The sequence below is a fragment of the Pseudovibrio sp. Ad26 genome (assembly GCF_001623285.1).
In the GTDB taxonomy this organism is placed as follows: Bacteria; Pseudomonadota; Alphaproteobacteria; order Rhizobiales; family Stappiaceae; genus Pseudovibrio; species Pseudovibrio ascidiaceicola.
On record NZ_LMCE01000049.1, the window covers coordinates 171079 to 183095 of the forward strand.

Annotated in this window: 13 protein-coding genes; 5 read left to right on the plus strand and 8 right to left on the minus strand. The window is 50.0% G+C overall.

The features are described from left to right. Positions 1-73 precede the first annotated feature (73 nt). Positions 74-781: a GntR family transcriptional regulator gene (locus PsAD26_RS09745; protein WP_275507197.1), complete on the minus strand. Its 708-nt coding sequence runs from the start codon at positions 779-781 to the stop codon at positions 74-76. A gap of 845 nt (positions 782-1626) precedes the next feature. On the opposite strand from PsAD26_RS09745, the gene repA reads away from it, so the two are divergent. The 3 genes from repA (at position 1627) to repC (ending at position 5473) form a co-directional block, all read left to right on the plus strand. Then, the gene (gene repA / locus PsAD26_RS09750; protein WP_063310227.1) at positions 1627-2847 is read left to right on the plus strand and encodes a plasmid partitioning protein RepA; all 1221 of its coding nucleotides are present in this window, start codon (positions 1627-1629) and stop codon (positions 2845-2847) included. After that, positions 2844-3917, plus strand: coding sequence for a plasmid partitioning protein RepB (gene repB / locus PsAD26_RS09755; protein WP_063310228.1), 1074 nt, complete (start codon positions 2844-2846; stop codon positions 3915-3917). Before repA ends, repB begins: the two co-directional genes overlap by 4 nt. A 254-nt stretch (positions 3918-4171) precedes the next feature. After that, on the plus strand, positions 4172-5473 hold the full coding sequence (gene repC, locus PsAD26_RS09760; RefSeq protein WP_063310229.1) for a plasmid replication protein RepC: 1302 nt from the start codon (positions 4172-4174) through the stop codon (positions 5471-5473). A 104-nt stretch (positions 5474-5577) separates the two neighbouring features. On the opposite strand, the gene PsAD26_RS09765 is transcribed toward repC, so the two are convergent. From PsAD26_RS09765 to PsAD26_RS09800, 7 genes are all read right to left on the minus strand, one after another. Then, positions 5578-6096, minus strand: a complete 519-nt coding sequence (locus PsAD26_RS09765) for a GrpB family protein (protein ID WP_063310230.1) — start codon at positions 6094-6096, stop codon at positions 5578-5580. A 361-nt stretch (positions 6097-6457) separates the two neighbouring features. After that, positions 6458-6967, minus strand: coding sequence for an NUDIX domain-containing protein (locus PsAD26_RS09775; RefSeq protein WP_063310232.1), 510 nt, complete (start codon positions 6965-6967; stop codon positions 6458-6460). 104 nt (positions 6968-7071) lie between these two features. Further along, positions 7072-8121, minus strand: a complete 1050-nt coding sequence (arsB, locus tag PsAD26_RS09780; RefSeq protein WP_063310233.1) for an ACR3 family arsenite efflux transporter — start codon at positions 8119-8121, stop codon at positions 7072-7074. Between the two features lie 46 nt (positions 8122-8167). Continuing rightward, positions 8168-8494 carry a metalloregulator ArsR/SmtB family transcription factor gene (locus PsAD26_RS09785; RefSeq protein WP_063310234.1) on the minus strand — a complete coding sequence of 109 codons (327 nt, stop codon included), beginning with the start codon at positions 8492-8494 and terminating at the stop codon, positions 8168-8170. Between the two features lie 130 nt (positions 8495-8624). Further along, positions 8625-9227 (minus strand): peroxidase-related enzyme, encoded by a 603-nt coding sequence (locus PsAD26_RS09790; RefSeq protein ID WP_063310235.1) that lies wholly within the window; start codon positions 9225-9227, stop codon positions 8625-8627. 127 nt (positions 9228-9354) lie between these two features. Further along, positions 9355-10080: a ferric reductase-like transmembrane domain-containing protein gene (locus tag PsAD26_RS09795; protein ID WP_208985607.1), complete on the minus strand. Its 726-nt coding sequence runs from the start codon at positions 10078-10080 to the stop codon at positions 9355-9357. Between the two features lie 548 nt (positions 10081-10628). Next, a complete protein-coding gene (locus PsAD26_RS09800) occupies positions 10629-10889 on the minus strand; it encodes an SHOCT domain-containing protein (RefSeq protein WP_206600003.1) in 261 nt (86 codons plus the stop codon). A 251-nt stretch (positions 10890-11140) separates the two neighbouring features. On the opposite strand from PsAD26_RS09800, the gene PsAD26_RS09805 reads away from it, so the two are divergent. Both PsAD26_RS09805 and PsAD26_RS09810 read left to right on the plus strand, forming a co-directional pair. After that, positions 11141-11506 (plus strand): STAS/SEC14 domain-containing protein, encoded by a 366-nt coding sequence (locus PsAD26_RS09805; protein WP_063310237.1) that lies wholly within the window; start codon positions 11141-11143, stop codon positions 11504-11506. A gap of 31 nt (positions 11507-11537) precedes the next feature. Then, complete coding sequence (locus PsAD26_RS09810) at positions 11538-11951, plus strand: thioesterase family protein (RefSeq protein ID WP_063310445.1); 414 nt, start codon at positions 11538-11540, stop codon at positions 11949-11951. Positions 11952-12017 lie beyond the last annotated feature (66 nt).

Consider the following 12017-nt stretch of genomic DNA (forward strand, 5'->3'; position numbering starts at 1 on the left):
CGCATCGCGCTCTAATATCTTTGGTGGAGCGAATTCTTGTCGTTTGATTGAAACCAACCAAACGGAACGCGCTCTAAGATGGCATGCAAAGAGCAGGTAGACGATCAACATGTGCTTTGATCGTTTGCTCGGCCAGTTCACCGTCCCCAGTGCGCACAGCATTGATCAGTTGAGTGTGATCATCCTGAACGCCTTCTGAAATAAACCCGGCACGGCGCATCGCAGCGCGGTAGCGGGTGCACTGGTCATGAAGCATATGCAGGAACCGGCTTGCCCAACTGGAGCCTGCTCCCTCAACCAACGTCATATGAAATACGCGGTTGGCTTCTTCCCATTCATTCCAGAAATCACGCCGTGAAGCTTGCCATGTCCGCTCAATTTCCTGCAGTGCATGGTAGGCATCCAGCACGCTTTCGCGCCACTGAGCGTCGCCCTTTTCAACGGCGGTTCTTACCGTTGCGCTTTCAAGAAGGCGGCGCTGATCAATAATATCCTGAAACTCTTTTTGCGTAAGTTCTGGAATATAAAATCCCTTATGAGATTGCGTGGCAACCAGTCCTTGAGACACGAGACGGGAAAGTGCTTCGCGTACAGGTGTAGGCCCAACATCAAATGTGCTGCACATCTCGCGAATGCGCAATTTACTGCCCGGCTCAAGCTGGCCAGACAAAATTGCCGCCCGCAGGTGCGCGTAGGCCCTGTCAATGAGAGAGGCGGATGACGGGACGTTTTGTGCAATGACCGATGTTACGGCTCTTTCTAAGGTATCCTCTATTTTCAAAGTTATCTGCCTTACAATTATTATCTATGCAATTTGGCGTTTCTTTTCGTAGCTATGGAAACTATGTCATTTGTTTTCTTGTCCGACCAAGTTAAATTGCAAATATGAATTGGCCTTCTTATTACATCAATTGTAAAACAATATCTGAACTATAAAAGCAATGAAATTGCGTAGGAATGACATAACTTTCCAATAAAACGAGAGTGTTTTATGGAAAATAATGTCGAATTATCGATTATTTTTAAAAAAATGTGTAAGTGCGCTCTTATTCATTGAGCATATGAATCAGACTTACTTAGAGTTCGATGAACAGAAATAGAGTTTATTCGCTATTTTAATAAAATATTCTCAACTATACTCTGTAGGCTTATTTCTTCGCGTATAAACGGCAGAAACTATTAGCAACGCTCTAAGTGGAAACCACGTCTAATCCGCGAAAAATCTCCCCCCGTTATACGATGAAATACTCAGCTTCTCTCTGGTGTTTCAGAAAACTTATCCCCCCTGTCTCAGGCAGTGTTATTGCTCACTGGAGAGGGGAGAGAATCAATAGCCGGATGGTTGAGTCGGGCCGACCTGACGCAGGAATATGTTTCTGGAGAAATGGATCGGTTGTTTTGTCGATTTTATGCACGCCTCGTTTTTAAGTTTTTGAGATAACCTAACTATCTGAAATTAATAGTAATTATGCCTCTTTATGAGGCGATGATCATAAGTGTTAATGAGGATTAACCAAAAAGGGATTGAACTGAACTACAGGTTGGTTACCCTTTCGACGCAAACACGGGCCATATGGGCGCACTTTCCGTTTGTGGATGACTAGAACCGTTTGAGGGCTAAGCGAAGTGGAATACGGCAACAACACTCTTTTGCGTGAGGAAACTCCGTCTGAGAAGATCTCCCGTTATTCGCAGCTCCTTTCTGGCCAGCTGCACCGGTTAAGACAAGAACTTTATCCGCCTGAAGCGCATAAATTGCTGCGCTCGTTCTCTTCTGTCGATGTTGCCCGTCTTATCGGCGTTTCTGAAAGCACCATTCGCCAGCTGGATCTGGACGGAGAAGGTCCTACACCAACCCGTCTCGCCAATGGCCGTCGCAGCTATACGTTGCAGCAGATCAATGCGATCCGTGAAGTGCTTGCCGCCCGCAAAAAAGGCGATGAAGCCGTCAATATCCTGCCGCATCGTCGCGACGGTGAAAAGCTGCAGGTGATCGCGTGTGCCAACTTTAAAGGCGGCTCCGCAAAGACCACCACCAGCACGCATCTGGCGCATTATCTGGCGCTGCGCGGCTACCGCGTTCTCGCGATTGATCTGGATCCGCAAGCCTCGCTTTCTGCCATGTTTGGTGTGCAGCCTGAGTTTGACGTTGAACCAAACTGCACCTTGTTTGGTGCCCTGCGCTATGATGAAGGCCGCCGGACGCTGGGTGACGTGATCCGCCCGACCTATTTTGACAATCTGGATCTGGTCCCGGCCAACCTTGAGCTGGCTGAGTTTGAGCACATCGTGCCAACGGCGATCGCGTCTGGTGCGTCTACCGGCGAAAACATCTTCTTCCGCCGTATTCGCAACGTGCTGAGCGAAGTTGATGACCGCTATGATGTCGTTGTGATCGATTGCCCGCCGCAGTTGGGCTTCCTCACTTTGGGCGCGCTGTTTGCATCCACCGGATTGCTCATCACGCTGCACCCTCAGATGTTGGACCTTGCAAGCTGTAACCAGTTCCTCGGCATGAGCTCTGACCTGATGGCTGTGATTGAGAACAATGGCGGCGAAATGAATCTGGATTGGATGCGGTTCCTCGTGACCCGTCACAATCCGAATGACAGCCCGCAAACCCGTGTGGTTGGCTTGTTGCGTGCCCTCTTTGGTGAGGATGTGCTGACATCGCCAGCTTTGGAATCCACTGCGGTTGCCAATGCGGGCCTTGAAAAGAAGTCGCTTTATGAGTTGGAACCGGGAGCCATTGGCCGCGAAACGCTCAAGCGTGCGCTTGAATCCATGGATTCGGTAAACCGTGAAATTGAAGATCTTCTCCGCAGCTCTTGGGGTCGAACACTATGAACAAAGCTAAGGACCGGAAAAACGCATTAGATACGCTGTTTTCAGGCGGCGGTATGGCAGGCATGGTTGCGGACGCAACGGCGCCGCGCCCCCGTTTGTCATCCGGTGCTATTGGCGCGGCCGAGATCAACCTGATCAAGGACGAACGCGACAAGCTGCGTGAAGAGTTGAAAACACTGAACACGCAAATGGCGACCTCCGTGAACGTGGTGGAATTGAACCCGGAACAGGTTCAACCATCTTTTGTTGCAGACCGTATGGAAGTTGCGTTTGATCCGGCATTTGAGGCGCTCAAAGAGTCCATTGCTGAGACCGGGCAACAGGTCCCCATTCTGGTGCGCCCTGCGCCAGATGAAGACGGCATTTATCAGATTGCTTATGGCCACCGTCGTTGGAAAGCCTGCCGCGCCTTGGGCAAGCCTGTCCGCGGTGTGATCAAAGCGCTCTCTGATGAAGAATTGCTTGTGGCTCAAGGCCAGGAAAACCATGAACGGAAAGACCTGAGTTTCATTGAAACCTGTCTGTTTGTTTTCCGCCTTGCTCAAGATTACCCGCAGACACTCATTGTCAAAGCCATTGGCAAGGACAAGTCTCTCGTTTCCAAACTCCGCAAGCTGGCGGCAACCATGCCTGAGGAGTTTTTGCGTGTGATTGGGCCTGCCCCAAAAATCGGGCGGCCACGTTGGGAGGAGATGGCAAGCTTCTTCCACGAAGGTCAGCTGGCGCCAAACCACGAAAAAGCGATTACCTCGCTGTTTGCACTGGACTCGTTCACTGAACTGCACAGTGATGAGCGGTTTAGTGAAGTGTTGCAGTTGCTGCAGGAAACGCCGAGCGAGTTGGAGGCCAGCACGACAGCCTCTTCAGGTGAGATTGCTGTTGCAGCTCATACTCGCGCTGCCAAATCCTCTGAATGGCTTGGAAACAAGCACGTGCTCGTCAAGCACACAGGCAAAGCGACCGTATTCTCCGTTGATAGCAAGACGCAGAGTGACTTTAGCTCCTTCTTGCTGAAAGAGCTGCCGGGCTTGATTGCCAAATTTGAAGACACGAAGGGGGAGGATGCCTGATGGTGTAACCCCTGAATGACGAAAGGCCCTGCTGACGGCAATCAGCAAGGCCCTAAAATCGTCGCCCAAGAGAGTGAAAAGCACTCGTCGAGGACCATCTTTAGCACGATCATCCTACGACGAACGCGCGGTGCGAATCAAGTCAGCAATGCTTTCTTGAAACCCTTTGTGGCGCATTTTTGCTTTTTCGGGCGCTCAATCCCCAATCTTACTTGGATAACACCTTGGGTCTTCCCTCGGTGAATGGGTTAGCTATGCAAAGCACCGGTGTTGCGTCCTTTCGCAAAATGACACCCGGCATGTTGGAAAGCCAGCGACTGGCAATGGCGAATGACATCGTCAAAACAACAAAAGCCGAGGTGGCGATCACGTTAAAAAAGGCGGCCCCTGCTCTGGGGATCGATGGTACCGCCTACCATATTCTCGATATTCTGATCGGCCTGACACGGGCAGATGACTGGAAACAGGACCGCCGTCCGCTGGTCGCGATCTCCAATGACAAGTTGGCTGAATACGTGTGCCGCTCCACGCGCACCGTGATCCGTGCACTTAAGCGGCTGGTTGAGGTGGGCATACTGGCATACCGCGACAGTTCAACAGGCCGTCGTTTTATCTACCGCAATGGTGCAAGCGGTGAGATTGACCGTGGATATGGTTTTGACTTTTCGCCAGCACGCCAGCGGATTGATGAGATCAAACGGATTGGGGAAGAGTTTCAGGCACGGGTGCGGGCAGAGCAGGAAGCAAAGCGGACTGTTAACCGGCTGTCTCGCGCAATCGTTGACGCTTGCCGGACCGGGCAAAGCGAAGGCGTGGATTGTACAGTGTTCCTGGAAGAACTCTCTGCCATTACGGAAACGCCAATGCTGCTTCTTGAGCGGGCAGACAAGGTCTCAAAACTCTATGAACTGGTTGTGGAAGAGCTTGCAAAAGACAACGCGAGGGATGAGCAAACAGCCTCTGACTTCAATGAATATGCCCAAGTGTCAGGCGACCATGACATTGATGTCACCCCTTATAATATTACAACCCATCAAACTCATATAAATAGTAAAACACGGCAGCCATCTAACGATGGCTACTTAAATACTAACTCTGCTTCTAACGAAGCTTCGAAGATTGCTCTTGAAAAAGATCAATCAAGCAAATTCTCTGCCAAATCCAATGCTCCAGCTCAATTGCAATCTCGGCAATCTAGTCAGTTAGATAACGGTTTAAGTGAGCATTTATCTGCTATTTCCATTGGTTTGATTGATAGTGCAACAACGGAAACCCAGGAAATGCTGGGCATGCAGTTTTCAAGCTGGTTCGAGCTTGCGCAGTCTGGCGAGCAGCTTCGTTTGGCGATTGGCCTTTCCGAAGATGGCTGGAAACAAGCGGTTGTGACACTGGGCGAAAAAATGGCTGCGGCGGTTCTGGTGGTGACGGTTGAAAAAACCCTGCGCGATCCTGAAGGCATTTCGCGACCGGCGGGTTACTTCCGCGCCTGTGTTGACCGCGCCAAGGACGGAAAACTCGCCCTGCACAAGTCGCTTTATGGACTGGCTCTCGGATAAAGGGCTGCAATTTAGGTTTCTTGCGGATGGGGTAGATGAATCCGCAAGTGTGGTGTTAGCGAGTCGCTTAGTAGCTGGGAGAGAAGTAGTAGGTTACTGCGAGTTCACTTCGACCCGAGCCATTTCAGTGCTTCTTGCTCGGTGACGAGAATGAAGGGTTCCTTCCCATCCAAATATGAATCCCATGTAACGTTATCTGCGGATGTCAGCTTTGCTTTTAAATTGGAGTATTCAGTCGCCTTGTTTGGATGAGCGATCAGGTAGTCACGAAAGGCAAGGTGCCGCTCAACGTGAGGCGACCCTGTTTCATAAACATGAAGATGATGTGTTCGTTTCCCCAGGCCGTTTATCTTTCGATAATAGCGTCTTCCATTAATGCCATACGCGCCCATAATCTCATATCCGAGGCCTTCGAACGCATCGCTCTTTTTATCGAGCGCACTCACATCAGACACAACGCCTAATAAGTCAATGATTGGTTTGGCAAGGATACCCTCGACTGAGGTGCTACCGATATGATGAAGTTCAATGTCAGTACTGCCTAGCCTCTTCTTGATCAAAGAAGCCTCATGGCAGAAGTCGTTTTTCCATTTGAGGTCATGGGGAACTACGTAATCAACCATGTCTCTGAGCCTCTGTTATTGAGCAAATCCTTTGCCACGCCGTTGTTCAACTCACGCAACTGGGGGCCTTGACGAACGTCTTTCCGGTTTTTGCAATTATCCATTGCGCGGTTTGCACTGCACGCGTTAGATCACTGATGAAAATTTGGAAGACATGAGCTGGAACAAAAGCCGCCAAGTGGTCAGCAGTTTGCTTCGCTTGATTGACACCGCGAGGTGTAAGAGCGGAATCTGTCCAGCCTCCCACAACACCATCCAGCATATGCTGGCTTTCGCCATGCCGCAAAAGGATGAGCTCATTTATCATTTTCGACCGTTAGCTTTTTGTTCTTTGGAAACCATCCCTACGCATAGGTAGACGTCAGGAAGTCAGAGCTTCGCTGGCCTCTTCGTCTTGCGGTGTCGGTATCTCGATCCGAAGGTGCGGGCTTGCTTTGCGTGTCACGAACTCGGCTTGGAGATATTCAAGAACGCGTCGTTGGCCGGGAAAGCTGAACAGCTCCATGGCATCATCAAATGAGAACCATTGATAAGCGTCGTGCTCTTCGTTGATGGTGATTGGCGTATCGCTGGAGACAAAGCTCACAAACACAGGCAGTTTTTGGATGATGTTCTTTTCCGGAACATAGAACTCTTCGCAAAGATCTGCGGACCAGAGTTCGGTGAGAACCAAACCGGTTTCCTCTTTCACCTCTCGCAATGCTGCTTCCCAACCAGTCTCATTTGGTTCCACCTTGCCAGCGACCTGACACCAGGCTCCAAGCAGAGTATGAGCGCGGCGCATGAGCAAGACCTGTGGCTCTACTGCATTCAAGTCGAGAAGAAAAACAGAAACAGCATTGCTAAGAATGGGAATATTGTTGGGGCGCATGAGTAACTCATAAAATATAGATCCAATAGACCATGAGCATACTCAGAGAAAATTCAAAAACCAAGAGGGACGAAGGGCAGGAGATGACTCCCCTGCCCTCATTATTAGGTTTTGGAATGGGCCGTTGGGCTCGGAACTTGGCTGTCTTCAGAAAACTGGCCTCGCGTGCGGTTGGCATAAGAAACCAGGGCCAACATCACGGGCACTTCAACCAGGACACCAACGACTGTTGCTAGGGCTGCACCAGAGGTGACACCGAACAAGCTGATTGCGACAGCAACGGCCAGTTCAAAGAAGTTCGAGGCGCCGATCATCGCACCGGGTGCTGCCACGTTGTGTGGCTGACGCCATTTTCTCATCCAGAAGTACGTCACGAAGAAAATCAGGATAGTTTGAATGAGCAGCGGAACTGCAATCAAAACGATGTCCGCTGGTGATGAGATGATGTTGTTGGCCTGAAGACCGAACAGCAAGAACACTGTACCCACCAGGCCTGCGATCGAAAACGGTTTCATTCCGGAGCTGAAGGAGGAAAGATGCTCTTCGTCTTTAAGTGCGATGCGGGTTAACCACCCTGCCCCCAAAGGCAGCGCAACAAACAGCGCGGTTGAAACCAACAAGACATCCCATGGGACGATGATGTTAGAGACATCCATAAGAAACGCTGCGATTGGCGCGAACGCGAAAATCATGATCAAGTCATTGGTGGCAACCTGCGCAACGGTGTAACTTGCATTGCCCTTTGTCAGATAGGACCAAACAAACACCATTGCGGTACATGGGGCAACGCCAAGCAAAATCATGCCCGCGATGTATTGATCGGCCAGATCAGCAGGAATGAATGGCGCGAACAGATGGCGCATGAACAGCACAGCAAGTGCAGCCATGGTGAACGGTTTGACCAGCCAGTTCATGGCAAGTGTTACGATCAGGCCCTTTGGCTTGACGAAGCAATTGCGAACTTCGGTAAACTCGACCTGCACCATCATTGGGTAGATCATCAACCAGATGAGGACTGCAATAATCAGGTTGATGCCGCCAACTTGTAGGTCTCCGATAAACTGAAAGAGGCCAGGTTGAAGGAACCCTGCTCCCACTCCCAGTGCCATTGCCAGACCTACCCAAACTGAGAGGTAGCGCTCAAAATTACCCATGATTTCTCCTGCCCATCGTCGATAGACGATTTATTTCGACAAATTTTTAGAGCTTGAAGCTGCTCTCAAAGAGGAAGTTGAAGTTCTTCAATTCGGATCGATTGACTGAGTAACATATGCGCGGACGCTGAACTTCTGTCAGTATGAAGCCTGCATCCTTCAAGATACGAAGATGCTCGGACACGGTCGACTGTGCCAAACCGATGGAGTTCACCAGATCACCGCCGACGCAACCGGGTTGAGCTGCCATGATCTTAAGCAGGCGGACTCGTGCGGGATGAGCCAGGGCTTTCGCCTGGACGGCCAGCTTTTCTTCTTCCTCTTCATTGAGAGAGGCAGGTATGAATTCTGTTACGCAGATGTTTTCAGTCATCGTTGATTCCGTATATCGTCGATAAACGATATAATCCTACCCCTTCAGATTGGCAAGATCTTTCTATGTTGACAGCTGTCAACTTTTTTGAAGTCAAGTTGACAGCTGAAAGACCCCTCCCCTGCTCTGTTTATCTGGCAGCAGAGTGATACTCCGGGTTGGGCTGCATACCTGTCGCGGACGCCATTCGGTTGGACATGGAGAAAAAGGCAGCGACTTCGCAAATATCCCAGATGTCCTCTTCCGAGAAGCCAACATCTCGGAGTCCTTGCCGGTCACTCTCCACGATTTCTGAGGATGCCCTCGCAATCTTCGTGGAAAAATCTAGCATTACCCGCTGCTTGTCAGTCAGATCAGCATAGCGATAGTTCATCACCATAGCTTCACCCAGTTCCGGCGTGTTGGAATACTCCCGAACAGCTGCACCATGCGCGACCTGGCAATACCAGCAGGAATTGATCGACGAGACTGTGACTGCGATCATCTCTCTTTCCAACTTGGAAATACCAGAGTCTCCAAGCATCAGCTCATTGTACATATGAGAAAACGCCCTGAGCTTCTCTGGTCTATGCGCAAATGCGATTAACACGTTGGGGATCAACCCGAGCTTGCTCTGACATTTACCAAAAAGCTCCTGAATATCATCCGGTAGCGGATCTGGCAGGCTGAGCTTCAAAGCCGTTGGGTGCGTAAGGCTTGCGCTCTCTATCTTCTGAAAATTGGTTGTCGTCATTATATGGTCCCTCCTCCATTTCAACAGCTTAACCGTGATTGAAGGGACTGTCCTCACTACAAAAGGAGAGCAAAGAAAAGCCCGCCTTTGGGAAGAGGCGGGCTTAGTTGGAGGCTTGCTTGGGATTTTAGGCGTGGGCGGTGAGTTTACGCTCTTTTCGTTTATTGGAGACGTGCACATATCGGTAGATCTGCAAGAGCAGAAGCGGTGTGAAATGAACCAGAGCAGGCCCAAATTTGAAGTCTACAAGGACCCAGTGCGCAAACACGAGAAGCGCTGCAGCATAGGCTAGTATTTGAAGACCTTTCCAGTTGGAACCAAGCCGAGCAATGGACCAGTCGTTGCTGGTAACTGTGAGCGGAATGAAAATGAGGGAGGCCAGCCAACCGGTCCAGATTCCGATCTTGACCAGATCTTCCAAGATGGGGCCAAGAGATCGTTTATCCAGCAGATAGATAGCAATGTGTAGGGCTGTATAGCAGGCGGCGGCTACACCGATATACCGTCGCCGTGCCAGTAGCCAACGGACCCAGCGTTGGCCGTTGGTTAAGAGCATAAGCGGCGTGATCATCAAACTGATGACTAGAAAACGAGCGGCAAATTCACCAGTTGGGTGGAGCAGATGCTCTAGTTTATCAACTTCGCGGAGAAGCTCTCCAATGATGAGAAGCCCCGGGAGCGCAAGGATGAACCAGAAGGTAAATGGTGAGTTCCAGAATGCTCGAAGGTAAGACATGATGGCCCGGATGAGTTTGTAGAGAGTTGTAAGGCGCACACTGCTGATTTCGCGGTGTTGGGGTACGTGGGAAGCCAGCAGTGTGCGGTCGATTGCGACTGCGGTGTTCGCGTTCAACCTTGTCCAAACACTGGATCAGCTCTGACTTTTCCGCAAGAAATCAGATGTAACAAAATGTCTTGAGACTTGGCTGATTTTGAGGTCTAGCCGGTTTGTGGTGTCGGTTAAGTTATGATGCAAGTTATTGAAGGAACGAGATAATTTATGAAGCGTATATAAAGGCGCTAATTTCATCATTTCTGCGGGTGATTGGCAGAGGACCTCCTTGATTACACTTTAACAAGAGTTGCGTTGTTCTTGATGCAAACATTGTTGCAAACGCAAGCGGCGACAGCTGTTTCGTTGCAAACTGACTAGGAAAAATTGCAGTTAGCTGGCCTAAAGGTGGTCTCTAGTTATGTTGGCTTCGAGGGTAATTATGGGAAAGCAGTTACCCGAAACATCAGTTCTATGATTCGCGGTTCGGCCATGAGTGTTAGGGCGCGGGGCTCAACTAAACCAAACTGATGAGGTGAGTATGCTTGAGTTGCCAGCTGACAACATTGGTCTTGCTGGATGAAATCGGCACTCGTGTTGCCCGAACTGAGTGCCGATGCTTGGTGATGTTACAGGTTCAAACGCAGCACTTGAGTGCGTTTCTGGAACTCTTCCTCGTCGATTTCACCAGTTGCAAAACGTCTGTTTAGAATGTCCAGAGCTTCTGAGTTTTGTGACTTCGGCGCTTCCGGGGCGGCCTTGCTAGCGTTGCTTGAACCTCCGAAATAGCCATATGAGCGTGCGATCAAAAAGCCGATTATGAGCAAAAGAATAAGAGTGATCGGGAATGGGAAGAAGTGGAACCCGTGCATTCCGGCTTGGTGAAACATAGTGATCTCCTTGGGATGTTTGTTAGACATCTCTAGAATGGAGAGTGCCGTATTAGCTTTCAAATTAGATTTGTAATCAACTGTCCCAACTGCGTTGCATGCGTATAACGGTTACACTTTTATAAAAGTGGACAGCTGTCAACTTTTCAAATTGGTGAGTGATTTCCAATTTACGTCGAAACTAACTGTCGATTGCAATAGGATGGAAGGCGTAGATCAGGTAGCATACAGACAGGAAAAGAGGTGTCAGCATGATCAAAAAACTCGCAGAAAGTTCGGAAAATGTCCTTGGCTTCGAGGTGGATGGAAAGGTCGATCTTAGCGAAGAAATGGAGCTGATTTCGCAGGTTGAGAATGTCCTTGATAAGCATGCCAAGGTTAGTGTGTTGGTGATTTTGAACGACCAAGCGAAGTGGGGCATTGAGGCTGGCTACGAAGATTTGAAGTGGGCGATGACTCACATCAAGAGCTTTCACCGCATCGCAATTGTGTCTGATACAAAGATCTGGGAATGGCTCGTCGCGATGGATAGCCCGTTCGCTGCCATGCTTGGCATAGGCGAAAAGCACTTTGATATGGCTAATCTCGACAAGGCCTGGGAGTGGGTTAAAGAGTAGAGCGAAGCCTTATCGAGGCCAGGATCGAATGATGATCGAGACCTATCGTGGTGTTGTTTACCCATACCAATTGGACCATATGGGACACATGAATGTTCAGTGGTACACCGAAAAATTCGACGAAGCCAACTGGCATTTATTCTCCCGAGCCGGGCTCGGCGCTGCCTATTTTCGAGAACACAACAAGGGTATGGCTGCCGTTCAGCAGACGACGAAATATCATGCTGAGGCGCTAGCGGGAGACTTGCTCCAGTGCCGATCTGGGGTGATGGATATTCATGAAAAGACGCTCTTTATCCTGCACGAGATGTATAATACTGAGACGCAAAAGTTGATTGCGACCACTGAACTGATATGCGCGCATCTGGATAGAGAAGCCCGCCATGCGTGCCCGTTTCCGCCAGATGTGCGGGCGGCGGCTTCAGCGCTTCTCATCGAGGGTTAGTAAGTCCTCCATCGCGTTTCAGGAAGGCTACTCTGGTCCTAAATCGCGTTCTAGGTCGCAGGCAAT